The organism is Tateyamaria sp., from assembly GCF_039940735.1.
Classification (GTDB): Bacteria; Pseudomonadota; Alphaproteobacteria; order Rhodobacterales; family Rhodobacteraceae; genus Tateyamaria.
In genome coordinates this window covers 14,669-38,931 of the sequence record NZ_JBDVGB010000056.1, presented here as the reverse complement: position 1 = coordinate 38,931, position 24,263 = coordinate 14,669, and the positions used below count along the sequence as shown (strand labels likewise).

The following is a 24,263-nucleotide window of genomic DNA, read 5'->3' as shown; positions in this document are numbered from 1 at the left end:
CCGGCCCTTTCAGACCCTCCGCACAAGCAGGACGACACTATGACCGTTGAGCTCAGAAAAGCTAGCAAGGTAACCCGTGGGATCACCCACATCAAACCGACATCTCTCATACTGGAGGCTGGCCACTTTAACGTCCTGCTGGGTCAGACCGGATCGGGTAAAACGTCCCTGATCAAATTGATGGCGGGACTGGATCAACTGGCTTCTGGGCAGATTATTATGGACGGTCTCGATGTCTCGAAACTGTCCACCCAAAAGCGCAACATCTCCCTCGTGCACCAGTTCTTCGTGAATTATCCGCAGATGACAGTTTACGACAACATTGCCTCCCCCCTGAAGGTAGCAGGCATGGCCAAATCCGAAATCGCGGGCCGAGTCGAGGAAGCTGCGAAAATTCTACAGCTCGAACCCATGCTCAATCGCCGCCCGCAAGAGCTGTCCGGTGGCCAACAACAACGCTGCGCGCTCGCCCGTGCTATTGCCAAAGAAAGCCGCGCTGTTTTTTTAGATGAACCGCTGGCGAACCTTGATTACAAACTCCGCGAAGAATTGCGTGAGCAACTGCCAGAGCTTTTTGCGGGCAGAGGCGCGGTTGTCGTCTACGCGACGTCCGAGCCGGAAGAAGCGCTACTGCTTGGCGGAAAGACTGCGCTGATGGATGACGGCGTCGTTACCCAATTCGGCACGACCGCCGACATCTATCGTAAGCCCGACAACCTGACGGCAGCGCGCGTATTCAGCGACCCGCCGATCAATTCCGCCAAGATCGTCAAAGCAGGCACGCAAGCGCGTCTGGAAACTGGCGTCACATGGAACATGGTTGGTCCTGCTGCGGATCTGCCGGATGGCTCTTATACCGTCGCGGTGCGCCCGCATCACGTGACACCAGTCGCAGCGACATCAAATGACGTGGCGCTTAACGGCAAAGTGCAAGTAACTGAGCTCTCTGGTTCGGAATCCAGCGCGCATTTTCAGATGGGTGACAATGGCTGGGTATCGCTCGCCAATGGCGTACATCCCTATGAAATTGGAAAAGACCACGCGTTTTATATGAACTCCGCGCACTGCTTCTACTTCACCCCTGACGGAAGGCTCGTCGCGTAATGGCTAAGATCACCCTTAAGAAACTGCGCCATTCCTACATACCGCACCCCAAAGGCCCCGAGGATTATGCGCTGAAGGAAGTTGACCTCGACTGGCAGGACGGCGGCGCTTACGCGTTGCTTGGTCCATCCGGTTGCGGCAAGTCCACGTTGCTTAATGTCATTTCTGGTCTGTTGACGCCATCGGAGGGACGCATCTTGTTTGACGAGCAAGACGTGACCGACCTGCCACCGGACCTGCGCAATATTGCGCAGGTGTTCCAGTTCCCGGTGATCTACGACACGATGACAGTATACGACAATTTGGCTTTCCCGCTGCGCAATCGCGGCGTCGCCGCCGCCCGCGTCGATGAACGCGTCCGTGAGATTGCCGAGATGCTGGAAGTGACAGAGATGCTGGGAACCCGCGCGTCGCACCTGTCACCTGATAACAAACAGAAGATTTCTATGGGACGTGGTTTGGTCCGCGACGATGTGAATGTTGTCATGTTCGATGAACCGCTGACGGTGATTGACCCACACCTCAAATGGAAACTCCGTTCAAAACTGAAAGAGCTGCATCAACGCGTTAAGGCGACAATGATCTATGTCACCCATGATCAAACTGAGGCACTGACCTTTGCCGACCAGGTTGTCGTCATGCAGGACGGGGAGGTCGTACAAATAGGCACTCCGGTCGAGCTGTTTGAACGCCCACAGCACACCTTCGTTGGCCATTTCATCGGCTCGCCGGGGATGAACATCCTTGATGCATCCGACGTGAATGGAAAAATCAGTTTTAAGGGACAGCAGATTGCTGTCGAGGGCAAAGTCATAGGCCAAGGTGGAACCACGCAAGTTGGCATTCGCCCCGAATTTGTGTCGCTCAGCGACGCTGGCTTAAAAGCGCACGTGCGCAAAGTGTCCGATATCGGCAGGCACTCCGTGGTCGAGGCGATGGTTGGCGACACCTCAGTAAAAGCCGTCGTCGAAGGCGATGTGCCTGCACAAGGAGAAGCCGTCCATCTCGCCTTCCGCCAAGACCAAACCCGGCTTTACCGTGACGGCTGGCTTTCGACGGAGGGTGCATTATGAAAACTGAAAACCAAAAAGCATGGCTCTTTGTGCTTCCAGTGCTGTTGCTGGTCGCTTTCAACGCGCTGATCCCGATCATGACTGTAGTCAACTACTCGGTCCAGGAAACCTTCGGTGACAACCTGTTCTTCTGGGAAGGCCTCGGTTGGTTCGAACAAATCCTGCGCTCAGACCGCTTCCACAGCGCGCTTGGGCGTCAGTTTTTATTCACCTTCCTGATTCTGATCATTGAGGTTCCGCTTGGCATCATCATCGCGCTTGCGATGCCCAAGAAAGGCATTTGGGTCCCTGTCTGCCTCGTCACTATGGCGCTTCCTATGTTGATCCCATGGAACGTGGTGGGGGCCATGTGGAACATCTTCACGCTTCCTGATATCGGCCTTTTGGGCTACTTCATCAACAACACGCTGGGCATCGAATATAACATGACCCGCAGCCCTATCGCTGCGTGGGTTACAATCGTTACGATGGATGTCTGGCACTGGACCTCACTGGTTGTTCTGCTCAGCTATGCAGGTCTTGTGTCGATCCCAGACGCTTACTACCAAGCCGCCAAAATTGACGGAGCGAGCCCTTGGAAGGTCTTTCGCTATATCCAACTGCCCAAGATGAAAACGGTCTTGACCATTGCGATTCTGCTAAGGTTCATGGACAGCTTTAACATCTACACAGAGCCGTTCGTCCTGACAGGCGGCGGACCAGGGAACTCCACCACGCTTCTGTCTATCGACCTCGTCAAAATCGCCCTCGGCCAATTCGACCTTGGCCCTGCCGCGGCGATGAGCCTTATCTACTTCGCGATCACGCTGCTGGTCTCATGGCTCTTCTATACACTTATGACCAAGGACGATACCAAATGAGAAAACGCTCCCTCATTCCCATCCTCTACATCTTGTTCCTGATGCTTCCGATCTACTGGCTTGTCGCAATGAGCTTCAAGACCACGAACGAGATCCTCTCAGGCTTCTCCCTCTTCCCGCAGACCTTTACGCTAGAAAACTATAAAGTCATCTTCACCGACCCGTCATGGTACTGGGGCTACATCAACTCGATCATCTACGTGTCGCTTAACACCGTGATCTCAATTACTGTGGCGCTCCCAGCCGCCTACGCGTTCTCTCGCTACAGCTTTCTCGGCGACAAGACCCTGTTCTTCTGGTTGCTAACAAATCGTATGGCCCCGGCGGCGGTCTTCGCCTTGCCGTTTTTCCAGCTCTATTCTTCCGTCGGGTTGTTCGACACGCACCTTGCCGTGGCGCTCGCGCATTGTCTCTTCAACATTCCGCTGGCAGTTTGGATCCTCGAAGGCTTCATGGGCGGCGTTCCCAAAGAACTGGATGAAACCGCCTATGTCGACGGCTACTCCTTCCCGCGCTTCTTCGTAACAATCTTCCTCCCCACCATCAAAGCCGGAGTCGGCGTCGCCGCGTTCTTCTGCTTTATGTTCTCATGGGTGGAACTGTTGCTAGCCAAGACGCTCACAGCAGTCGCTGCCAAACCCATCGCCGCGACTATGACCAAAACCGCATCATCTGCGGGCTACGAATTAGGTCTGCTCGCTGCCGCCGGAACGTTGACGATCATCCCCGGCGCAATCGTTATTTACTTTGTGCGAAACTACATCGCCAAAGGCTTTGCACTCGGAAGGGTTTAATATGCTTAGTTGGATGGCCTGGACATGGCCCACTGGATTGTTCTTCATCGGTCTCTTCACCGCCATGGCAATCATCACATTCATTGAGATAAAAAAACCGGGCACATCAGAGCGCAAAGGGGCACTGGGACTAACCACAACTCGTGGCGACCGGCTGTTCCTGAGCCTGCTCGGGTCTGCCTATATCTTCCTTGCATGGCTTGGCCTGATGGGACAGCCACTTTGGTGGCCGCTTGCCATCTCACTTGGTTGGGGCACCTTCTGTTTTTGGAAAGTTTGAGAAAGCACTTTGAGATACGAAAGATTTAGTATCTATTCCCTACCCATAACGAGTGGGTGGATACGCGTGAACGGGATGGCATGAGACAGAAGAAGAAAAACGATCTGCTTACAGAAGTTGAGCTGGAGTTCATGAGCGAACTTTGGGCCTTGGGCGAAGGGACAGTACGTGATGTGCTGGATCAACTGCCCAAAGAGCGTAATCTGGCCTATACTACTGCGGCAACAATCCTTCGCATTTTAGAGCAAAAGGACTTTGTGATCAGCGAGAAGGAAGGCAAACGCCATATCTTCAAGCCGACACTTGCCAAAGACACGTATCAAACTCGCACACTGAAAGACCTCTCCATGAAACTGTTTGATGACACGCCCGCCTCTCTCGTGGCGCGGTTGGTCGATGATGCAGATCTGAGCGAAGAGGCGTTGGGGCAAATCCGAGCACTTGTGGATCGGAGGTTGAAAAATGATACCGGGTGATGCTCTTCTAGACGCTTTCATCAATGCCAATATCCTATTTATTGTGGCATTTTCGCTCTGGCGTATTGCCCGTTTGGGGCTTGACCGGACGGGTTTGAAACACGCTTACACAACACAACTGATGTTGTTGAACACAGTCTTTCTGGCAATTCTTTTCTCGCCGTTTCTTATACTTGGCCTCACCGCAGTGCAAAACGCAATCCTCGGACAAAGGATCAATTTCACCCTGTCAGATATGGTTGTGGCCTACTACCTGAACGGCGGCTTCGAAATGAAGGCGAGTGAGTTCGCAGACATGCTTGTCCTCCGTGAAACATTCACCGCCGATGTTATGCGTGCTGGAAGCTGGTCCACGCTTGCGGTTATTGTCGTCTTTGTCGCCGGCGTCGTTGTTGGCATAGTGCGTCTCGTGTTCTCGATGTTTTGCCTGCACAAGATCGTCTCTGCCAGCTATGGCTGGCGGGAGCTTGGCCGGGTCAAAATCCGCCTGTCCGACCGGACGCTGGTTCCTTTTTCCACCCGTGGCTTGTGGAGTTACTATGTTGTGATCCCGACGAGTATGCTGACCAATCCGGAGGATTTAAAAGTCTCCATCGCGCATGAATTTCAACACCTACGTCAGGGTGATCTTGAATGGGAAATCTTGCTCGAGGTGTTGAAGCCCTTCTTTTTTCTCAATCCGGCCTATCATGCGTGGAAGCGTCAGATCGAGAACCTGCGCGAACTTAGTTGTGATCAGCAGGTTCTGATCTCCGGCAAGATCACCGCCAAATCTTACTGCAATACACTGCTAAGTGTTTGTCAGCAGACACTACGTCGTGACCGCACTTTTGTGATCGCTGTTCCTAAGGTCACACTCGTGACAGCCGATCGCTCAGCACTGCGTGATGGCAAAATGACATTTCTTGAACATCGTATCACAACACTTTTCGATGCGCGCAAGCTGCGCCACCCAAAACTTGCCTTTGCGGTGGTCATCTTGCCCTTGATGGCTGCGGTTATGCTCACAGCAATGGCGCTCCAAAGCCCTGGTGACTGGAGCCATGATCGGTTGATGCTTTCAACAGTGGTTAACTTGGAACGCCTTGACGAGATTAACCGTCTGTCAACTTTTGGACGTTCCAGATAATAGGTCGATCCGCAATCACGCAGTCATCGGCGCGGGTTTCATTGAGGCGTTGGTAATTTAGCTTTTGGGAAATGTTGCGTTTGCTCTCTGAGGTGAGCCACTCCGAAATCTATGCCCCACAATGCGCCCTAAAATGAACATCACGATGTAACAGGTACTATGCGGGCATTCGACATGGCTGTTGCATTGCGTCACTCCACTGTATTTTTTCTTCCAACGGTACCTGCGCAAAGCGGGGCTTTGCCATGCGTTCGTCAAACTGCACTTGGCCAGTTGGATAGCGAAACTCTTCGAGCGGTATGCCTCAACTCTAAGCGCCGTCCTTATAGCCAATGATCTGAATAAACTTCTTATCTTGTTGGCGTGCCAAGGCGGTTTTCTTTAGGACGCCAGGGGCTCTATACGTTTGAGGTCCAACCATCACCAAAACAGCACGGGACCTCGCAATTGCTTTTGCGGCCTTGGTTTCCCATTCACGCTGAGGCGTGGCTGCTTTGAGCGAGAGATCTATAATGTTGAACGGTGAATCTGCTCTACGGGCTTGCATAACAATGAAGTCTTTAAGCTTTCGATCGTTGTCGAAATCAAAACTCACAAATACAGGTTGTTTTCATAAGGACGAGACTTCAAGATAATTGTACTCTGTCGAGTTAGCTTGCCGGGGAGAGCATTCTAGTACTGATCTGAGATCAGGACATTTTTACGTGATATTTTTGTGACCTCAAGTTAGGTTGCGACATTTCTTTACCCTAGATTTCTTAGTTCTTGGGCGAATGCCTCGGCTGGTGTTTTCCATCCCAAGCATTTTCGCGGTGTTCCGTTCAGGCGTTTGCAAATTGCCCTCATGTCGCGATCGGAAAGCGTTGAGATTGGCGTGCCTCTTGGCAAGTATCGCCGCGCTCGCTTGTTCAGATTTTCGACAGAGCCTTTCTGCCACGGAGCTTGCGGATCGCAGAACCAAACTTCAGTTCCGATCCCAGGTTTGAGCTTTCGCCAGCCCGAGAATTCAATTCCGAGATCGAAGGTGATCGATTGACGTGCGGTTTGGGGCAGGGGTTCCATGACATTCATCAGCCTTGCAATGAAGTGTTTGGCGCTACGATCATTGTTGCGGAACAGTACGGCGTAGCGCATTTTGCGTTCGGCTAACGACGCCACATTGGCTTTGCCGTGTTCGCGTCGAAAGATCATCAAATCGCCTTCCCAGTCACCAAATGCCGAACGATCTTTGACGTGTTTGGGTCTGTTCTGGATCGAGCGTTCCAGCGGGAACATCATACCACGTGGCGTCCGAGCATAGCGAGGTCTCCGCTTTTTACGACGGTCCGGCAGGTAACGGGCCAGAGCCTGTGATTGGCCATCCGGGCTGTAGACATACGCATAAATCGTCTCGTGGCTGACGGTTGTGACATGGCCTTCAATTTTCAGACGGCCTGCAATCTGTTTCGGCGACCAGCCTTCTTGAAGCCGATCAATCACAGCTTTGCGGAGTTCCGGAATGCGTACCAGCTTACAGCGTCTTGCACGCCGTTCGCCCGCTGACTTTTGCGCCGTCATTCAGTTGCGGTAGCTCTTGATCTGTGAAGTAATTATGTTTGATCTCGCGATAAACAGTCGCACGATGACGATTGATCCGGCGCGCGATCTCGATCACTTTGACTTTTCGATTCAAAAGATCTTTGATTGTACGTCGTTCGCCTAAATTTAACTCAGTGCGTTTCATAAACTGTTCTCCTGACTTTCCTGTAGGATAGAGAAAAAGTCGCTTCCCAGTTTAGAATGTACCCGATCCATATGATCAAAGCTGAATAAGGTTCATTATGTTAAAAAACTGCATTTCGTTCCACAACAACCCTTCATACATGTCGCAAAGAATGCTGGCTTTGAGCCCATCTTGACCATTTTCTGCGATGCAGCCAATGACCGATAGATCGCGCACTTGTCTTTGGGGGCGACAAATATGAGTTCGATCCCGTTTTCATTTTCGGTAGTGATCGTATTTCCGATTTGGCATTACCTTGTCTCCGTTGCTTTTGTTTGGCCAAAGTTCAAAGCTTGGAAAAGAACCGATAATAACGACAATGCTATATGGAAAGAATTTGAAATCCGAGTGTTATGGCACAACGAAACGCCGCATGAGCTTTCCCCTTTCTGGGGAACAATGAAACAAATCATATCGATTTTCGGCGGGTGTCTCTACTTGTTGGCGACGACTGGCATCCCGTAATTTTCATGTCACATCACAAACGCAAACATTGATAGTTCCTAAAAGATATCATTGAGCTTCAAAGAATGAATGACAACAAAATCCGAACTGTGTGCGTTCCTGGAAGGCGCAGCGAATGACTGCAACGCCGAGACAACCAGGGTAACCGGTGTTTGGTAGCGCGGAAAAAGTGCGCTGACAGATAAGGCAATTTTTGGGTCGGTGTCTCTTACCTAGGGTCAATATTTTATTATAGCAGCTCTTCTCACGAAGAAATAGAACTGACTTATATGCCTAAGTCGGATTAGAATAATTTCGTAATGAGGTAGAAATTTGCGGTTCAACCAAAACAATTACTCAAGGCCTAAGGTTCGCTTTTTATCAGATGCCCATTTCATGATTGTTAAGTCGAAAGTCAGCGCCATTAAAGAAACGCAGATACCAAGAACAAAATTCTTACCTAAATCCGTCCCTGCCAAAGTGCGTTGCAATTCTTGACCAAGGTCCTGAGTTCCGATGAAGGCGGCAATAATAACCATGAAGAACGCAAACATAATGGCCTGATTGAACCCCACCGCCATCGTCGGCAAAGCGAGCGGCAACTGAACGCTCCACAATTTTTGCATACGGGTTGCGCCGGACATGTCGGCCGCCTCGGTCATCTCTTCGGGCACTGTGCGCAAACCTTCGATTGTGTAGCGCGTAAGCGGGACCATCGCAAAGATCAGGATCGAAAAGATCACCGCGATATCAGTAATCCCAAACAGCATAATCGCCGGGATCAGATAGACAAAACTTGGGAAGGTTTGTGCGGTGTCGCAGATCAACAGCACACGCTCGGACCATTTGCCCGACCGCGACGCCAAAATCCCAATAGGCAGACCGATCAGGGCGGCAAGGCTTACGGCAGAGATCACGGAATAGAGCGTGATAATTGCCCGATCCCACCATCCAGACAAGGCAACCAACGAAAAGAACACAAGCGCAAAGATCGCTTCGCGTCGCCCGGCCAAAGCCAATGCAAACGCAGCCACCAGAAAGATAAACGCAGGCGTCGGGATCGACAGCATAAAGTTCCGAAACGGGATTAACACTTGAACGTTTAGGAAGGCACGCAAGAAACTGGTCGTCGCCTTCACCCATTCAATATTCAAAAAGCCCTTGATCAGATTATCGAGCTCTTTGCCTTGGCTGAAATCCTGCCCGCGCCCGACTTCTGCAAGGAACGGGACGATCAGCGACAACAAGGTGAACCCAACAAACAACGCGACCCCAAGCAGCAACATGCTGTGACGTTTCCAATAGGGTGTGCCGCGTTCAAAGTGCTCGGGTTGTTTGATGACCCACGCTTTTGACATCCGGTCTAGCATCACGGCCAACAAAACGATTGTGATACCGATTTCAAAGGATCGGCCCAGCTTGAAACTGCCCATCATGGCGAGCAGTTTGGCCCCCAATCCCGGCATCCCGATGAAGGCCGTCAAAACCACCATCGCCAGACACAGCATGATGACTTGGTTCACACCGACAAGGATCTCGGTGCGCGCAGATGGGATATAAACGTGACGCAGCATTTGACCTTTGGTACAGCCGCTCATTTTGCCCGCTTCAATCACTTCGGGCGACACTTTCTTAAGGCCCAAAGTTGTCATCAAGATCATCGGCGGAATTGCATAAATCGTGGTCGCAACGGCACCCGCCGTCGGGCCGACTTTGAAAAAGATCACCGCGGGCAGCAGGTAGGTAAAGAACGGCAAGGTTTGCAGCACTGATAGGACGGGTTTGATCACCCGATCCACCCTTGAGTATTTCCAAGCAGCGATGCCCAGCGACAACCCGATGGCAAAGGCCAATGGTGCAGCGATAGCCAATACAGACATCGTTTGCATCGCGATTTCCCATTGGCCAATCAGCGCGGTCCAAATCATCGTGCCGCCGCCAAGCAACGCCAACTTCCAGCCGCCCAGATGGTACCCGATCACAGCTGCAACAGCGGCCACAGCCGTCCACGGCATAGGTCCGATATTGGGGAAACGACGCTTGCCAAAGAAAATGTTGCCTGAGAAATCCAACAGCCATTCAAGCCCCTCGGTCAAAAATCGTGTAAAGGCGAGCAGGCCAAGGTCATCTTTGACAAAATTAAAGATAGCGTCCAGCCAGACCGCGAAATTCGGAATGACCGCTTCGGGAAGCCGGTGCAGCCACTCAGGCAGGCCGCCCAGATATTGCAGCAATGTCAGAACAATCGCCGCGCCCACCAGCCCCAAAGCAATCTGAGAATTGCTGAGCGCCCGTAGTTGGGTTGGCAATGTCGTCGTCTCTGTGCTCATGTTTCAGCGCCCAGTAAGATATCCAACGCGTCCTTGCGCGGCATGGCCCCGATCAGCGCATCACCACGTTTGACGGGGATCATGTCACGCGTATCGTTGACCAGCATGCGCGCCATGTCATGCACAGTTGTCATCGCATCCAACGGTTCGCCCTCTCCGGTCGCGCCTTTTTGCGCCAACACGCCTGCATGCACCACACGTGCTTTGTCGATGTCTTCGGTGAATTTGCGCACATATTCAGTCGCTGGGTGCAGCACGATTTGATCCGGGGTGTCGCACTGCTCGACCGCGCCGTCTTTCATGATGGCAATGCGATCCGCAAGGCGCAGCGCTTCGTCAAAGTCGTGCGTGATAAAGACAATTGTCTTGTTCAACAGTTGTTGCAAGCGCAGGAATTCATCCTGCATTTCTTTACGGATCAATGGGTCAAGCGCGCTGAACGGTTCATCCAAGAACCAAATGTCGGGTTCGATGGCGAGACTGCGCGCAATACCAACGCGCTGCTGCTGGCCACCGGACAATTCGCGCGGGAAATAGTCTTCGCGCCCTTCTAAACCGACAAGCTTTACAACCTCCAACGCGCGTTCACGTCGGGTATGCTTGTCTTGGCCGCGCATTTCTAAAGGGAATGCGACGTTTTCCAGAACACTGCGATGCGGCAACAGTCCAAATGACTGAAACACCATCCCCATTTTGGAACGACGCAGTTCGATCAATTCTTTTTCGGACAAGGACATGATGTCCTGCCCTTCAACAGTGATTGTCCCGCCGGTAATGTCATGCAAACGGGAAAAACAACGCACCAACGTGGATTTGCCAGAGCCGGACAGGCCCATGATCACCAACATTTCACCTTTGTGAACATCGATGGAAACGTCTTTGACGCCCGCGATATATCCGGCTTCGCGGATTTCATCAAAACTCATGCCCTCTGGCATACTGCTCAAAAAGCCCTTGGGGTCGGTTCCGAAAACCTTCCAAACGTTTTTACATGAAATGACAGGAGTATCGGAGGACATAGCGTTCCTTGCAGGTAAGTGTCCCCGCCCGAGCAACCGGACGGGGATCAACCAAAGTTAATCTAGGATGGCTTAGTTTAGCCAAGCTTCCCAGATATCTTTGTTGTCTGCCAACCAAGCTTCGGCGGCTTCTTCAGGCTCCATCTCATCGATGTCGACCAGTTTCGCCATTTCAGCAATCTGTGGGTTAGTGAAGCTGACTTTTTCCAACACAGAATATGCGCTTGGCCATTTGTCAGCCATGCCATCCCAAGCCGCTTTTTTCAGGTAACCCGTTGCAGGGTTGCCGCAATCATAAAGCGCGTCTGGGTTCGGACCAACAGCTGGGTCTTTGTCACAGCCATCAACCCATTCTGGGAATTCAACGAATTCACCGGGCCAAACAGCTTCTGCAAAGTTTGGTGTCCAGTTGAACACAACAACCGGACGCTTGTCTGTTTCGGCAGAGCCGATTTCAGCCCACAGAGCCGCAGCCGAACCTGCGTTCACAACAACAAAGTCCATGCCCAGTGCTTCAACACGTTCTTGACCGTGCTTCAGCCAATCAACGGGGCCATCAAGATAACGACCTTTGTCGCCTGTCTCGGCAGTTGCAAACAAAGCGGCGCAGTCATTCAGCGCTTCCCAGCTTGGAAGGCCAGGGCATGCGTCTTTGGTCCACATTGGATACCACCAGTCTTCGCGTGTCACGGCGTTGTGGTCGCCCACATCAACGATGCCACCTTTTTCCAAAGCTGCGCGGAACGACGCGCCAAAGGCGCCTTCCCATACTTCCAGCTCTAGCGTGACGTCACCAAGACGAACCGACTCGTATACCGCTTGGCTATCGGTCGTCACATATTCAACAGCATTCCCGTTTTGCTCAAGCATTTGACCAACCACGTTGGACATAACGATCTGGCTGGACCAGTTGTGGATCGGAATCACGATAGGATCATCGCTGTCGGCCGCAAAAGCGCTCAACGGCGCGAGGGTCAAAACCCCAGCCGTCAAAGCAGTCGTAAATTTGTTCATTTTTTAGCTCCCTATTTTTAGCTTCCAAACTGGAAACAACGCCATCTTGGTCGCCCTTGATGGCTTTCAAATGTGTACTCAGCGATTCTGTGCGCCATAGTATGCATCTACCTTCACTTTCGCATGATATTCCTGTCAATCAAGTTTTTTTCTTGCCAGTACTAAAAACTTGATTGCACAATAATCTGTCGCAAATGCACGCAACCGCGTCTGATCCCGAACTTCACAAGGGCTTCAGCTTCGGCAAAATGAACAAAAAAGGATCGCGGAATGCGTTATTCTGGATTGAGAGTCATCAAAGAGGCATTGACCGGCCACAAAGGCTGGCAGCCCGCGTGGCGTGATCCAGAGCCACAAAGCCATTATGATTACATCATCATCGGCGGCGGCGGTCACGGTCTGGCGACGGCGTACTATCTTGCCAAACAGTACAAACAAAAACGCATTGCTGTTCTTGAAAAAGGTTGGATTGGCGGTGGGAATGTTGGGCGCAACACCACGATCATTCGGTCCAACTACTTGCTGGATGGAAATGAACCCTTCTACGAATTCTCTCTCAAACTTTGGGAAGGTTTGGAACAGGACCTGAACTACAACGCGATGATCTCACAACGCGGGATCTTGAACCTGATCCACTCGGACGCACAGCGCGACGCCTTTGTACGCCGAGGCAACGCGATGATCCTGAATGGCGCGGACGCCGAAATGTTATCAACCGAGCAGATCAAGGCGCGTTACCCGTTTCTGAACACTGAGGATGCGCGTTTTCCGATCAAAGGTGGCTTGGCGCAGCATCGCGGCGGGACCGTGCGCCATGATGCCGTTGCTTGGGGCTATGCACGGGGTGCGGACAGCAACGGCGTGGACATTATCCAGAATTGCGAAGTGACCGGGTTTCGCATCGAAAATGGCACATGCCTTGGTGTGGAAACATCACGCGGATTTATCGGAGCGACCAAAGTGGGCTGCGCGGTTGCCGGGTCTTCAGGCCGCCTGATGGCCAAAGCAGAGATGCGCTTGCCGATCGAAAGCCACGTCTTGCAGGCGTTTGTCTCGGAAGGGTTAAAACCCGTGCTGCCCGGTGTCGTGACGTTCGGTGCTGGTCACTTCTATGTCAGCCAATCTGACAAAGGCGGGCTGGTCTTTGGCGGCGATATCGATGGGTACAATTCTTACGCACAACGCGGCAACCTGCCGACGGTCGAAGACGTCTGCGAAGGCGGCATGGCGATCTTCCCCGCCTTTGGACGCGCACGACTGTTGCGTATGTGGGGCGGAATCATGGACATGTCGATGGACGGCTCACCCATCATCGACCGCACCCATATCGACGGGCTCTATTTCAACGGCGGTTGGTGTTACGGCGGGTTCAAAGCCACCCCAGCCAGCGGGTTCAGCTTTGCCCATCTGTTGGCCACTGACACACCTCACCACACAGCTACGGCCTATCGGTTCGACCGCTTCGAAAAGGGTTTGATGATCGACGAAAAAGGCATGGGCAATCAGCCCAACTTGCATTGAGAGGACGCACAGTATGATTATCGAACATCCTCTTTTAGGTCCGCGCGACGCCTCCGAGTTCACCTATTTGGGCGACGCCAAATTGATCGACCGCCCCGATTGGCAGTCCGAAACAGCAGCGCAGGATTTTTACGAATACGGCTATCTGCGGGACAATCCGACAGGTTGGCACCAAGAGCTGTGGTTTCACGAAGCGGGCGACCGTTCGTGGTTGGTGGTGACGCGCAACACCGTCACGCATGAAATCAAATCAGTTGAGCTTGCCCGCAATGTGGCGCGCAAGCGGGGGCGCAGCACATGACCCAAGTCAATCGGTTCACAAGCGGCGGTCAAATCGACCGCCAAGTCACACAGTCCTTTACCTTTGACGGCAAAACCTACCATGGCCACGCCGGCGATACGCTTGCATCGGCATTACTAGCCAATGGCGTACGTCTGATGGGGCGGTCGTTTAAATATCACCGCCCCCGTGGCGTTCTAACGGCGGGGTCCGAAGAGCCCAATGCGTTGGTCGAACTGCGTGATGGCAACCGCCAAGAACCCAACACCCGCGCGACCACGGCCGAACTTTATGACGGGTTGATTGCCAAAAGCCAAAACCGGCTTGGATCGCTGCGGTTTGATTTGCTCGCCATCAATGATCGGCTTTCGAACTTTTTGACGGCCGGGTTTTATTATAAAACCTTCATGTGGCCCGCTGCGTTCTGGGAAAAACTGTATGAACCCATAATCCGCCATGCGGCGGGTCTTGGATCATTGTCGCTTCAGGATGACCCTGATGTGTATGACAAAGGTTTCTTGCATTGTGATCTGCTGATCATTGGGGCTGGACCCGCTGGATTGGCCGCAGCTTTGACGGCGGGGCGTTCCGGTGCTGATGTGATCCTCGCGGATGAAGATTTCCGTATGGGTGGGCGTTTGAACAGCGAAACATTTGGCCTTGGCGATCAAAGCGGTTCAGATTGGGCGCGGGCTGCGGTCAATGAACTGGAAAGCCTGCCAAATGTTCGCGTGATGTCGCGCACAACCATTATCGGCGCATTTGATCACGGCACTTACGGCGCAGTTGAGCGGATCAGCGATCATGTCCACACACCTGCCGCTGGAAAACCGCGCCAAATCCTGTGGCGCATCTATACCAAACGCACCGTGCTGGCCGCTGGTGCAACGGAACGCCCGATTGCATTTGAAAACAACGACCGTCCGGGCATCATGTTGGGTGCCGCGCTACGTACCTACGCCAATCGGTTTTCTGTGACGGCTGATAAACGTGTCGCGATTTTCACCAACAATGACGACGGACATCGCACCGCTGCTGACCTGCACGCCAAGGGCGTCAAGATCGCCGCCGTTGTCGATGTGCGCCCAAATACGCCGCGCAGCATGGACTACGAAGTGTTGCACGGCGAGGTCGTTGATACCAAAGGTCGGCTTGGCCTGACCTTTGTAGATGTTCGGTTGGGTGATGGATCTACCCGTGTCTTGGAGTGTGGGGCTTTGGGCCTGTCCGGAGGATGGAATCCCAATGTGCATATGACCTGCCATCAACGCGGTCGCCCAACGTGGAACGAGGGCCTTGCCGCCTTTGTGCCCGGTGGTGATCTGCCCGCTGGGATGACCGTCGCGGGTGCTGCAAATGGTGATTTATCTACAGCTGGTGCGTTAAACGGCGGCCGTGCAGCAGCCATGGACGCGCTGGATTTGAAAGCACCCAACTTTGATCTGCCAGCAGCCGAAGACGCGCCCGTTGCGTTGAAACCCTTTTGGTATGTCGAAGGGTGCGCGCGCGCATGGCTGGATCAGCAAAACGATGTCACCGTCAAAGACGTCAAGCTTAGCCATCAAGAAGGCTTTCGGTCGGTCGAGCATTTGAAACGCTATACCACGCTTGGCATGGCAACCGATCAGGGCAAGACCTCGAACATGGGTGGCCTTGCCATCATGGCTGAACTGGCCGGTAAATCCATTCCAGAAGTTGGCACGACGATCTTTCGCCCGCCCTATACGCCCACTGCGATTGGCGCTTTTGGCGGACGACATCGGGGGCAAGATTTTCACCCTAAACGCCTGACCCCCAGCCACCAATGGGCGACTGAACAGGGTGCGGTCTTTGTCGAAGTCGGCAATTGGCTACGTGCGCAATGGTTCCCACGCGCCGGTGAAACAACATGGCGCGAAAGTGTGGACCGCGAAGTTCTGGCGACGCGGCAATCCGTTGGGGTTTGTGATGTGACGACCTTGGGCAAAGTGGATGTGCAAGGCACTGACGCCGCGACCTTCCTCAACAAGATTTACTGCAACGGCTTTGCCAAGCTTTCTGTTGGCAAGACCCGTTATGGGCTGATGCTGCGCGAAGATGGCATTGCCATGGATGACGGAACCGCCGCGCGACTGGCCGAGGACCACTTTGTGGTCACAACCACCACCGCCAACGCCCTACCCGTCTATCGGCACATGGAATTTGGGCGCCAATGCCTGTTCCCTGACTTGGACGTGCAGTTGATATCGACAACCGAAGCGTGGGCGCAATATGCGGTGGCTGGCCCAAACAGTCGCAGTGTATTGGAAAAGATCGTCGATCAGGACATGTCGAACGAGGCCTTTCCCTTTATGGCCTGTGCGAACATCACTGTGTGCGGCGGCTTGCGCGCGCGCCTGTTCCGCATCTCGTTTAGTGGCGAACTAGCCTATGAAATCGCTGTGCCAACCGCCTATGGCGACGCGCTGATGCGCAAGATCATGGAGGCTGGGGCGGAATACGACATTACGCCTTACGGGACAGAGGCGCTTGGCGTGATGCGCATCGAAAAAGGCCACGCAGCGGGCAATGAATTAAACGGCACGACGACTGCACAAAACCTTGGAATGGGGCGCATGGTGTCCAAGAAAAAGGACAGCATCGGATCAATCCTGTCTGAACGTGAAGGCCTGAATATGGAAAATGACCTTCGGCAAGTCGGGATCAAACCCGTCGATCCCGAGGCCCCTGTCCCGGCAGGCGCACATTTGATGGCGCTGACCGGGCCGATTGATGCCGCACACGACCAAGGCTACGCCACATCGGCGTGTTATTCACCCAATCTAGGCCACGCCATTGCGCTTGGGTTCCTTAAGAACGGCAGCGAGCGCATGGGCGAACGGATGCGGCTGGTCAGCCCCCTGACGCAAGTGGAAACCGAAGTTGAAATTGTCAGCGCCCACTTTATCGACCCCGAGGGAGGACGTCTTCGTGCATGATCTGCAACCAGTCACCGCCCTAGGTGGGTCAGAACCCCGCGTCGACACGTTTGACCATGTCACAATTGCGGAAAACGACGGTGTTGCGTTGGCCTCAGTGGCGGCACGAAGGGGGTATGAAAAGAAATGCCACGCCACGTTGAAAAACGTGCTTGGGGCGGTCCCTGCCCCCGGCCGCGCGGTCCTGCATGACCCAGAGGCCGGGTTTTGGATGGGGCCGGATCAGTGGATGATTGGCGCGCCAAAGACGACGCATGACTTGTTGGCCGATGACCTCAAACAGCGGTTTGGCGACACGGCATCCGTGACCGAACAGACAGGGGCATGGGTGTGCTTTGATCTGACCGGGTCGGGCATGGCCGATGTGGTTGAACGACTGTGCGCTGTACCAATCCGCAAGTTACAAGCAGGGGATGCGCAGCGCACTGTGATCCATCAGCTTGGTTGTTTTGTCATCCGCCGCGTCGACGAACATCACTTGCGTATCCTTGGCCCCCGCGCCTCGGCCGCCACACTGCATCACGCGCTTTTGACGGCGGCGCAATCGACAGCCTAATCTGAGGCGCGAATGCCTTCGCGCACACGAAACATGTTGATTTTGCTGCGCTCTTCTTTGGGGAGGATGCCAAAAACCTCTTTGTATGTCTTGGTCAGTGTGGTTGAGGTTGAATACCCAACGGCGGCGGCGATTTCGGCAAGTGTCTGCGTCCCGTAAAGCAACAACTGACGGGCTTTGTGCATGCGCAGCGACTTGTAATAGACCAGCGGCGAACTGCCGGTCGACTTTTGGAACAGCCGCTCCAATTGACGTACAGACACACCGACCTCTTGCGCCACATCTGCGATATTCAACGGATCCTCAAGGTGGCTGGCGAACATCGCGACCGCATCACGAACCACGGGCGGCAACATGTCACTGGTGCTTTCTGCGGCAAAGGTGGGCGTACGTTGCAGCACCCCCTGCCCGCGCACAAATGGATGTTGGAACCAACACGCCACTTCTGTTGCGACATCCGCACCAAATGCCTGTTCAATCAGATGCAATGACACATCAAATGCAGCGGCAGAACCCGACGCTGTAACCCTGCGATTGTCAAAAGTGATGACATCGCTTGAGGTTGCGAGATGCGGAAATTCCTCGGCAAATGCCGCCTCATAGCACCAATGAACAGATGCTGTTTGTTCTTCAAGAAGGCCCGACCTTGCCAACGGAAATACACCACCGCTGATTGCACCGATCGTGACACCGTGCCGGGCCAGCTTGCGCAATTTTCCATTTGAACGCTCGGGGTTTTGAAAAAGAGAGGACGGGCTGCTGAGCAAAAACACTTGCTCGGCATCATCAACATCTGCAAGCGCAACATCAGGGTCGAAACCGACCCGCGCACTGGCTTCAATTCTGCCCCCATCCTCTGAAATCAACGTCCAACGAAAAATGTCCTCGCCCGCAATCTCATTTGCTGCGCGCAAAGGTTCGATCATCGAAGTCAGGCAAGCCATCGGGAAGCCAGGGAAAATTAGAAATCCAATATGTCTTTCTTTACGAGCATGCATAATTTTATCCTACTAGGAAAATTCGGTGCTATACTAGTGACGGGATAGTAAAAAAATTGAACCGTCTACTTGTCAGTCTGAAACAAAGCAGTAATGCGATGAATGTAGAAAATTTGGATGTGAAGATGGCCAACACTCTTTTGCAACAGGATCCTCACCGCGTTGATGAAAACCGTGAAAAGGTTCTTGAAGTTGCCATAGGACGTGAAGTGCGCGCCTTTCGCCGCAAGCAAGAAATCACTGTGGCCGAGTTGTCCGCGATCACCGGTATTTCAATCGGGATGTTATCCAAGATCGAAAACGGCAACACCTCGCCGTCATTGACGACGTTGCAAAGCCTTGCAAACGCGCTGTCCGTTCCATTGACCGCCTTTTTCCGCCGTTTCGAAGAATCCCGCACAGCGGTCCATACAAAAGCCGGCGCGGGTGTCGAACTGGAACGCGAAGGCACGCGGGCCAATCATCAGTACAATCTGCTGGGACATATCGGTTCCAACGCAAGTGGCGTGATTGTTGAACCCTATCTGATTACACTGTCAGACAAGGCTGACGTCTTTCCGACGTTTCAGCACGCCGGAATCGAGACGATCTATATGCTCGAAGGCGAAGTTGATTATCGCCACGGTGATCAGGTCTATAACCTGACACCCGGCGACACGTTATTCTTTGACGCAGATGCCCCGCACGGTCCAGAAAACCTGATTGCGCTGCCTGCCCGCTATTTGTCGGTCATCAGCTATCCGCAAGACGGTTAATACTTGGACGCGCCAAACACCGGCACTTGCAATTCCCGGATCAATTTGCGGCGCATCGCGTCGGCATAATCATCGTATCCATGGGCGATCATCGCAAACGACGATGAGCCGTGGATGACTTCGGTTTCGAAATACCGCAGCAAATCATGTTTCGCCGACGCTTGGCTGGCCCCGCTTCCACCAATAACCAACGCATTTACCGTGATCTCGTCAAAAGCGCCACTTTGGTAAAGCTGGACAGGTGTGATGCCGATATTGTTTTTGCCGTCCCCCGACACATCAACCGTTTTCACCCAACAGTCCGATTGGGCCCTAAAAAGCGATGCTGCAAACGACAAAGACGTGCCCATTGCTGTTCGCAATCCTGCACGAACCTTTTGATGCCCGCGGATTCGTGCAATCGCCGCATCTAACACCCCGTTTGTGGTCAAAGCTGTCCAAGGCTGGATCACATATTGATGGTTGCGCGAACTCCATTCGTACACTGCCAACGACACATGTAAGCCCGAACCATCCAATATCTGCGCGCGCACATCCGGATGATCTAGGGCCGCTGCCAATCCATTCACTTGTTGTGTGTATTCGGCAGCGTCCACAGACCCCGAGACATCAAGTGCAAGAACCAAGGCCAAGCGGCACGACTGCGCAAATGCAGCCCCACCCAAAGCCAATACAATCAACAGCGCACTCATTCCTGTCGTCAAGAAAGTGCGCATATGTATCCTATCTTATTTTGCGAGTGGTGGTTCAGACGTTAGGTCAGGCCAGATGCCGGGAGATGTGGGCAATCCGTCATCAAAGGCTTCGAGATAGTCCAACATCATGGGCCGGTTGTCGATAAACCCTTTATAGGTAGCCAGCTCAACCGGAAGGTCACGCACAACGCGGTGCAAACGGCGCCCCCATTTTGGCACAGTCATAATATCTTGAAAGCTGCACAAATAGCAGCGGATCGGGAACACCAACGCATTGGATCGTGGCAAACGAAAGAAGGTCTGCAATTCAACCCGCAAGTGCTGTTTTGAGCCCAAGTTTTCAGGGGTCAGTGTTGTCTTTTGAATGCCCCATTTGTGGTAGTTCTCGGGGCTAGTGTCCAACAGTGGATTCACTGTCATGGTCCAGTTCAACCGCCGCGCAGGTGCGCCTTGTTGGATGTTAAGCAGGAATTTCAACGCGCGGACAAAAATCCCTTTTTCATGGGCCAGCGGAACAGGTGCGTGCCACTCAAAAAAGTTCATTCCAATGTCAAAATCCAGCGACCAATCCGCTTGCGTGGTCACACAACCCGCATCCATCCACAGATTGTCATCCCGTTGGTCTAGTACACAAAAGTCGCCCTGCGCCTGACGCGTAATATATTCCATCGGGCCATATGGCAGCGTGGTTTCATCCAAAAACACAAAGCTGTCGTCGATGCCCAATGGTTTGTTAATCCACCGCCAGTTGTTGCCATCGCGGTGCAGCTCAAACAGGTCAGGATAGTCTTCGGATTTCGAGACCATGATCAGTTCAAGTAAGTCCCATCCGGCAAGCGTCATGTGCGGCAATGATTGACAACGCAGTGGGTCGTCGGCCAAAACCATCGCCCGGTCACGCATCTCGGCGACGTAATGTTCGTCGACATCAAACCGCATTTCGTAGACGGAATCCTTTGGCCCACCCCGGTGCTGTTCCATGTTGACCGAATACATGTAGCTGTCTTCGTGGAACGGAAAGGGGAACCGTTTGATCGCGCGTTCCGAGTTGAAAAAGGAATAGTCGTCGCGGAAGGTTTCGTCGTTGAATTGAAGTGTCATTGTTGTCTCTCCGTCCGCCGCGTTAGCGGTCCAAAACCAGTGTTTTGCCTTCAAAGCGGCTGACACAGGGCATGATCTTTTGACCACCTTTATGTTCGTCATCGTCCAACCAGTGATCGCGGTGAATGAAGTTGCCCGTGTAATCGATCACTGACGTTTCACACTGCCCGCAAGCCCCGCCCCGGCATAGATAGGGTGCGTCGACACCTGCGCGTTCTATCGCTTCCAGCAGGCTTTCTTGTTCACCGACTTGGATGACTTTGTTTGACACGGCCAGTTTAACCTCGAACGGCTTGCCCGGTTGGGGTGCAAGGAATTCTTCGTAGTGGATCGCCTCGCGCGGCCACCCTTCGTCTGCCGCAGTCTTGCGCACCCAATCGATCATGCCCTTCGGGCCACATACATAGACATGCGTTCCTAAAGGTTGCCCATCGAGAAGGTTCACCAGATCAATCGTTTGATCCTGATCATCATAATAGACATGCGTTTCATTGGGGTGGTGGTTGGTCAACTCATCCACATAAGACCCCAGGCTTTCGGACCGACACGCATAGTGCAAATCCCAGTTGCCGTTGAACCGTTCAAGCTGTTTGATTTGCGCAAGAAACGGCGTGATCCCAATACCACCAGCAACAAACAGGTGCTTTTTGGCGCGCAGATCAAGGCTGAACAGGTTAACCGGATAAGAGATCACCATCTCGTCCCCGACTGCGACATTGTTATGCATAAACAGCGACCCACCTCGCCCTTCGTCGTCACGACGTACGGAAATGGTGTAATGCGTTTGATCCATCGGGTCCGACATCAGGGAATAGGGGTTCAGCCGCGTGAGTGCGCCGTCCTTCATTTCCACTACGGTGTGGGCACCGCCCGAAAAGGTGGGCAGCAAATCACCATCCGTTCGCTTGAATTCGAACCGGGTCACCAGCGCGTTGAGCGGCACAATATCCGTAACCGTCACAGCAATCTTTTCAGCGCCACTCATTCGTAAATCCCCTTGGATGCTGGCACGTTTCCTGGATCCTCAGCATCAATGCACACCCCTTGATAGGCCGCAAGACGACGTGAATAGTGATCGCGCACAAACAGGTTCAGCCCGCAATGGGCACACACAAACGGATCCGTTTCCACGTCTTCGGTGATGCCCTTGCAATGCACGCACTGCATCCGGCGCGCCACGCTGCCGCGGTGTTCGGTCTGAATAGCTGTGTGTGGGATACCGGCGGCCATGGCCGCGTTTTGCGCCTGCCCCATCAGCCCTTCGGTGCCTGCCAAATAGACCTGCAACCCCATTTTGGCATCTTCTAACGCTTTGCGCAGTCGCGACTCTGCTGCCCCATATGTTGGCCCAGAATAGAACGACGCAGGGTTCAAGGCGCGCAGTTTATCTTCAAACGCTTCGCCCTTGGAAATGTAAATAATGTGCGCTTTCGCCATCATGTCCGGCGTCGCCACATCCAAGATCGCCTCGGCCCCGTGGGCATCGGCAACCAACAAATGCGCCGACCCGTCACGCACGCTCAACGTGCCATAAACCGGGCGGCTTCTGATACTTTCGGGAAACGTGAATTTCGACATCTCAGTCCTTTGAATAGCAAAAGGGTGCGGGACCAAATCCCGCACCCAAGTCAATCAGCCCTTAGCGGTACGGATTTTCTTGTCTTGGTCATAGAATGGCATTTCTTCTGCCGTCGCGGCCAGTTCGGTTCCGTCCGGTTGCTTGACCACCAACTTGGTGCCCGGTTTGGCAACCGATGGGTCAAGACGCGCGATCGCAACGCTGTAGTTGTTTAACTCGGACGACAGGCCATAAGTGATCACACCGACATCCTTGCCATCGTGCAGAACGCGGGCAAACATCTCCATCTGATCCATGCTGTCGCTTAGCTTCACGCCGTAGATCTTGAACCGTTCTTTGCCCTTGGAAGCATAGTGGTTTTCGGACCCCACAAAACCTTCTTTGCCGGGGGACACTGTGAAATCAAGGCCCAGTTCCCATAACGTATCGCCACAGGTTTCATCCGCGAACGGGAAGGTTTCGGAGTTGTCGCCGGGGTAAAACAGCAAATAGCTTTCGATCCGTAGCATATCGAGTGTCGAGAACTGAACCGGGCGCACGCCCATGTCCTTGCCTGCGTCTAGAATGCTGTCCCAAAGGTGGGTTGCGTCTTTGGCGCGGCAGAAAATCTCGTATCCACGCTCACCGGTGTAGCCAGTGCGCGAAATCATAACGTCGCGACCATAAAGGCGCGTTTGCATCAGGCCAAAATATGCAAGATCGCGGATCGCCGGAATTTCTTTGGCCAACAGGTCAACCGACACAGGCCCCTGCAACGACATGTCGTGCAGATCATCGTCAAACAGGATTTCACAGTTTTTGCCAGCCGCCGCAGCTGCCAGTTGTTCCATGCCAGTGCCTGTACCATGCACAACCAGCCACGAGTTTACCGCGATGTGATAGATGATGCAGTCATCGATGAACTTGCCTTCGGAATTCAACATGGACGCATATGTCGACCGGCCCGGTGCGATCTTTTCAACGTTGCGTGTGGTCACGCGGTCGATGACATAGGCCGCATCAGCGCCGACGACATGGACCTTTTTTAGGCCAGACACGTCCATAAGCCCGGCCTTGGTCCGTACGGCTTCGTAATCCGCTTTGGCGCGTTCAGGCGTTTGGTCGTAAAACCACGCCGTGCCCATACCGTTCCAATCTTCCAACTCTCCGCCGATCTCGGTGTGACGGTGTGCAAGCGCTGACGCTCTCCATAGAATGGCCATTGATAATCCCCTGTTTTCGACTCTGTCATCGTTGAAGTGTATTCAGCCTCAGGCCACTTCAAAAAGCAACAATGTCATGCAACTTTTTTTCCTAGCAGGCAATTCTTGGCAAAAAGGGGCCACCTGTTGGCGGCCCCATTGATCAGATTAACGATCACTTATTTGTCGAAGGCTTTTGCCTTTTCTGTTTCGGATCGTTGGCCGATCACAAGGACAACGACACAGATGACCGCCGCGATAAATGTGGTGAGACCGGGCAATGCGCCGCCCCAACCCATAAACATCGCACCATCAACAACAGACCAGCTTGCTTCATCATATGGAAACATGATTT

Annotated in this window: 23 protein-coding genes and 1 pseudogene; 12 read left to right on the top strand and 12 right to left on the bottom strand. The window is 53.3% G+C overall.

Features of this window, described 5'->3' with window-relative positions; genetic code table 11:
- Nucleotides 1-39: 39 nt before the first annotated feature.
- The 7 genes from ABJF76_RS12375 (at nt 40) to ABJF76_RS12345 (ending at nt 5,716) form a co-directional block, all read left to right on the top strand.
- The gene (locus tag ABJF76_RS12375; RefSeq protein WP_413820530.1) at nt 40-1,104 is read left to right on the top strand and encodes an ABC transporter ATP-binding protein; all 1,065 of its coding nucleotides are present in this window, start codon (nt 40-42) and stop codon (nt 1,102-1,104) included.
- Nucleotides 1,104-2,177, top strand: coding sequence for an ABC transporter ATP-binding protein (locus ABJF76_RS12370; protein ID WP_413820529.1), 1,074 nt, complete (start codon nt 1,104-1,106; stop codon nt 2,175-2,177). The genes ABJF76_RS12375 and ABJF76_RS12370 overlap by 1 nt, the downstream gene beginning before the upstream one ends.
- Nucleotides 2,174-3,037, top strand: a complete 864-nt coding sequence (locus ABJF76_RS12365) for a carbohydrate ABC transporter permease (RefSeq protein ID WP_413820528.1) — start codon at nt 2,174-2,176, stop codon at nt 3,035-3,037. The genes ABJF76_RS12370 and ABJF76_RS12365 overlap by 4 nt, the downstream gene beginning before the upstream one ends.
- Nucleotides 3,034-3,831: a carbohydrate ABC transporter permease gene (locus tag ABJF76_RS12360; RefSeq protein WP_413820527.1), complete on the top strand. Its 798-nt coding sequence runs from the start codon at nt 3,034-3,036 to the stop codon at nt 3,829-3,831. Before ABJF76_RS12365 ends, ABJF76_RS12360 begins: the two co-directional genes overlap by 4 nt.
- A 1-nt stretch (nt 3,832) precedes the next feature.
- Complete coding sequence (locus tag ABJF76_RS12355) at nt 3,833-4,111, top strand: DUF2160 domain-containing protein (RefSeq protein WP_413820526.1); 279 nt, start codon at nt 3,833-3,835, stop codon at nt 4,109-4,111.
- An 80-nt stretch (nt 4,112-4,191) separates the two neighbouring features.
- Nucleotides 4,192-4,587, top strand: a complete 396-nt coding sequence (locus ABJF76_RS12350) for a BlaI/MecI/CopY family transcriptional regulator (RefSeq protein WP_413820525.1) — start codon at nt 4,192-4,194, stop codon at nt 4,585-4,587.
- Nucleotides 4,574-5,716, top strand: coding sequence for a M56 family metallopeptidase (locus tag ABJF76_RS12345; protein ID WP_413820524.1), 1,143 nt, complete (start codon nt 4,574-4,576; stop codon nt 5,714-5,716). The genes ABJF76_RS12350 and ABJF76_RS12345 overlap by 14 nt, the downstream gene beginning before the upstream one ends.
- A gap of 310 nt (nt 5,717-6,026) precedes the next feature.
- Here ABJF76_RS12345 and ABJF76_RS12340 read toward each other — a convergent pair whose 3' ends face one another.
- The 5 genes and pseudogenes from ABJF76_RS12340 to ABJF76_RS12320 all read right to left on the bottom strand — a co-directional run bounded on the left by ABJF76_RS12340 (nt 6,027) and on the right by ABJF76_RS12320 (nt 12,285).
- Nucleotides 6,027-6,311 carry a hypothetical protein gene (locus tag ABJF76_RS12340; RefSeq protein WP_413820523.1) on the bottom strand — a complete coding sequence of 95 codons (285 nt, stop codon included), beginning with the start codon at nt 6,309-6,311 and terminating at the stop codon, nt 6,027-6,029.
- A 149-nt stretch (nt 6,312-6,460) separates the two neighbouring features.
- Nucleotides 6,461-7,439, bottom strand: a pseudogene (locus tag ABJF76_RS12335) (IS30 family transposase).
- Between the two features lie 836 nt (nt 7,440-8,275).
- Nucleotides 8,276-10,252 carry an ABC transporter permease gene (locus tag ABJF76_RS12330; RefSeq protein ID WP_413820522.1) on the bottom strand — a complete coding sequence of 659 codons (1,977 nt, stop codon included), beginning with the start codon at nt 10,250-10,252 and terminating at the stop codon, nt 8,276-8,278.
- Nucleotides 10,249-11,271, bottom strand: a complete 1,023-nt coding sequence (locus tag ABJF76_RS12325) for a quaternary amine ABC transporter ATP-binding protein (protein ID WP_413820521.1) — start codon at nt 11,269-11,271, stop codon at nt 10,249-10,251. Before ABJF76_RS12325 ends, ABJF76_RS12330 begins: the two co-directional genes overlap by 4 nt.
- Before the next feature lie 72 nt (nt 11,272-11,343).
- Nucleotides 11,344-12,285, bottom strand: a complete 942-nt coding sequence (locus ABJF76_RS12320; protein WP_413820520.1) for an ABC transporter substrate-binding protein — start codon at nt 12,283-12,285, stop codon at nt 11,344-11,346.
- 270 nt (nt 12,286-12,555) lie between these two features.
- On the opposite strand from ABJF76_RS12320, the gene ABJF76_RS12315 reads away from it, so the two are divergent.
- From ABJF76_RS12315 to ABJF76_RS12300, 4 genes are read left to right on the top strand one after another with little or no spacing between them, the layout of a single operon-like run.
- Nucleotides 12,556-13,806, top strand: a complete 1,251-nt coding sequence (locus ABJF76_RS12315; RefSeq protein WP_413820519.1) for a sarcosine oxidase subunit beta family protein — start codon at nt 12,556-12,558, stop codon at nt 13,804-13,806.
- Nucleotides 13,807-13,819: 13 nt separating this feature from the next.
- The gene (locus ABJF76_RS12310; protein ID WP_413820518.1) at nt 13,820-14,107 is read left to right on the top strand and encodes a sarcosine oxidase subunit delta; all 288 of its coding nucleotides are present in this window, start codon (nt 13,820-13,822) and stop codon (nt 14,105-14,107) included.
- Nucleotides 14,104-17,043 (top strand): sarcosine oxidase subunit alpha family protein, encoded by a 2,940-nt coding sequence (locus ABJF76_RS12305; protein WP_413820517.1) that lies wholly within the window; start codon nt 14,104-14,106, stop codon nt 17,041-17,043. The genes ABJF76_RS12310 and ABJF76_RS12305 overlap by 4 nt, the downstream gene beginning before the upstream one ends.
- Entirely contained in the window at nt 17,036-17,599 is a 564-nt protein-coding gene (locus ABJF76_RS12300) for a sarcosine oxidase subunit gamma (RefSeq protein ID WP_413820516.1), read from the top strand. Before ABJF76_RS12305 ends, ABJF76_RS12300 begins: the two co-directional genes overlap by 8 nt.
- Here ABJF76_RS12300 and ABJF76_RS12295 read toward each other — a convergent pair.
- Nucleotides 17,596-18,597, bottom strand: a complete 1,002-nt coding sequence (locus ABJF76_RS12295) for a GlxA family transcriptional regulator (RefSeq protein WP_413822580.1) — start codon at nt 18,595-18,597, stop codon at nt 17,596-17,598. The genes ABJF76_RS12300 and ABJF76_RS12295 overlap by 4 nt on opposite strands.
- 98 nt (nt 18,598-18,695) lie before the next feature.
- Here ABJF76_RS12295 and ABJF76_RS12290 point away from each other — a divergent pair, with 98 nt between their 5' ends.
- A complete protein-coding gene (locus tag ABJF76_RS12290; protein ID WP_413820514.1) occupies nt 18,696-19,352 on the top strand; it encodes a helix-turn-helix domain-containing protein in 657 nt (218 codons plus the stop codon).
- Here ABJF76_RS12290 and ABJF76_RS12285 read toward each other — a convergent pair.
- The 6 genes from ABJF76_RS12285 to ABJF76_RS12260 form a co-directional block, all read right to left on the bottom strand.
- Entirely contained in the window at nt 19,349-20,068 is a 720-nt protein-coding gene (locus tag ABJF76_RS12285) for a DUF1194 domain-containing protein (RefSeq protein ID WP_413820513.1), read from the bottom strand. The genes ABJF76_RS12290 and ABJF76_RS12285 overlap by 4 nt on opposite strands.
- 12 nt (nt 20,069-20,080) lie before the next feature.
- Nucleotides 20,081-21,148: a heme-dependent oxidative N-demethylase family protein gene (locus tag ABJF76_RS12280; protein WP_413820512.1), complete on the bottom strand. Its 1,068-nt coding sequence runs from the start codon at nt 21,146-21,148 to the stop codon at nt 20,081-20,083.
- Between the two features lie 22 nt (nt 21,149-21,170).
- Nucleotides 21,171-22,133, bottom strand: a complete 963-nt coding sequence (locus ABJF76_RS12275) for a PDR/VanB family oxidoreductase (protein ID WP_413820511.1) — start codon at nt 22,131-22,133, stop codon at nt 21,171-21,173.
- Nucleotides 22,130-22,726, bottom strand: coding sequence for a dimethylamine monooxygenase subunit DmmA family protein (locus ABJF76_RS12270; protein WP_413820510.1), 597 nt, complete (start codon nt 22,724-22,726; stop codon nt 22,130-22,132). Before ABJF76_RS12270 ends, ABJF76_RS12275 begins: the two co-directional genes overlap by 4 nt.
- Before the next feature lie 54 nt (nt 22,727-22,780).
- Nucleotides 22,781-23,929: an aminomethyltransferase family protein gene (locus tag ABJF76_RS12265; protein ID WP_413820509.1), complete on the bottom strand. Its 1,149-nt coding sequence runs from the start codon at nt 23,927-23,929 to the stop codon at nt 22,781-22,783.
- 158 nt (nt 23,930-24,087) lie between these two features.
- Nucleotides 24,088-24,258, bottom strand: coding sequence for a hypothetical protein (locus tag ABJF76_RS12260; protein WP_413820508.1), 171 nt, complete (start codon nt 24,256-24,258; stop codon nt 24,088-24,090).
- Between the last annotated feature and the right edge of the window lie 5 nt (nt 24,259-24,263).

What these genes read in the sequence shown, in the direction of transcription:
- ABJF76_RS12360 (WP_413820527.1), top strand. Translation starts at nt 3,034, where the DNA reads ATGAGAAAACGCTCCCTCATTCCCATCCTCTACATCTTGTTCCTGATG.
- ABJF76_RS12305 (WP_413820517.1), top strand. Translation starts at nt 14,104, where the DNA reads ATGACCCAAGTCAATCGGTTCACAAGCGGCGGTCAAATCGACCGCCAA.
- ABJF76_RS12345 (WP_413820524.1), top strand. Translation starts at nt 4,574, where the DNA reads ATGATACCGGGTGATGCTCTTCTAGACGCTTTCATCAATGCCAATATC.
- ABJF76_RS12320 (WP_413820520.1), bottom strand. Translation starts at nt 12,285, where the DNA reads ATGAACAAATTTACGACTGCTTTGACGGCTGGGGTTTTGACCCTCGCG.
- ABJF76_RS12275 (WP_413820511.1), bottom strand. Translation starts at nt 22,133, where the DNA reads ATGAGTGGCGCTGAAAAGATTGCTGTGACGGTTACGGATATTGTGCCG.
- ABJF76_RS12270 (WP_413820510.1), bottom strand. Translation starts at nt 22,726, where the DNA reads ATGTCGAAATTCACGTTTCCCGAAAGTATCAGAAGCCGCCCGGTTTAT.
- ABJF76_RS12315 (WP_413820519.1), top strand. Translation starts at nt 12,556, where the DNA reads ATGCGTTATTCTGGATTGAGAGTCATCAAAGAGGCATTGACCGGCCAC.
- ABJF76_RS12295 (WP_413822580.1), bottom strand. Translation starts at nt 18,597, where the DNA reads ATGCATGCTCGTAAAGAAAGACATATTGGATTTCTAATTTTCCCTGGC.
- ABJF76_RS12260 (WP_413820508.1), bottom strand. Translation starts at nt 24,258, where the DNA reads ATGTTTCCATATGATGAAGCAAGCTGGTCTGTTGTTGATGGTGCGATG.
- ABJF76_RS12370 (WP_413820529.1), top strand. Translation starts at nt 1,104, where the DNA reads ATGGCTAAGATCACCCTTAAGAAACTGCGCCATTCCTACATACCGCAC.
- ABJF76_RS12375 (WP_413820530.1), top strand. Translation starts at nt 40, where the DNA reads ATGACCGTTGAGCTCAGAAAAGCTAGCAAGGTAACCCGTGGGATCACC.
- ABJF76_RS12350 (WP_413820525.1), top strand. Translation starts at nt 4,192, where the DNA reads ATGAGACAGAAGAAGAAAAACGATCTGCTTACAGAAGTTGAGCTGGAG.
- ABJF76_RS12280 (WP_413820512.1), bottom strand. Translation starts at nt 21,148, where the DNA reads ATGACACTTCAATTCAACGACGAAACCTTCCGCGACGACTATTCCTTT.
- ABJF76_RS12310 (WP_413820518.1), top strand. Translation starts at nt 13,820, where the DNA reads ATGATTATCGAACATCCTCTTTTAGGTCCGCGCGACGCCTCCGAGTTC.
- ABJF76_RS12285 (WP_413820513.1), bottom strand. Translation starts at nt 20,068, where the DNA reads ATGCGCACTTTCTTGACGACAGGAATGAGTGCGCTGTTGATTGTATTG.
- ABJF76_RS12325 (WP_413820521.1), bottom strand. Translation starts at nt 11,271, where the DNA reads ATGTCCTCCGATACTCCTGTCATTTCATGTAAAAACGTTTGGAAGGTT.
- ABJF76_RS12265 (WP_413820509.1), bottom strand. Translation starts at nt 23,929, where the DNA reads ATGGCCATTCTATGGAGAGCGTCAGCGCTTGCACACCGTCACACCGAG.
- ABJF76_RS12290 (WP_413820514.1), top strand. Translation starts at nt 18,696, where the DNA reads ATGAATGTAGAAAATTTGGATGTGAAGATGGCCAACACTCTTTTGCAA.
- ABJF76_RS12330 (WP_413820522.1), bottom strand. Translation starts at nt 10,252, where the DNA reads ATGAGCACAGAGACGACGACATTGCCAACCCAACTACGGGCGCTCAGC.
- ABJF76_RS12365 (WP_413820528.1), top strand. Translation starts at nt 2,174, where the DNA reads ATGAAAACTGAAAACCAAAAAGCATGGCTCTTTGTGCTTCCAGTGCTG.
- ABJF76_RS12355 (WP_413820526.1), top strand. Translation starts at nt 3,833, where the DNA reads ATGCTTAGTTGGATGGCCTGGACATGGCCCACTGGATTGTTCTTCATC.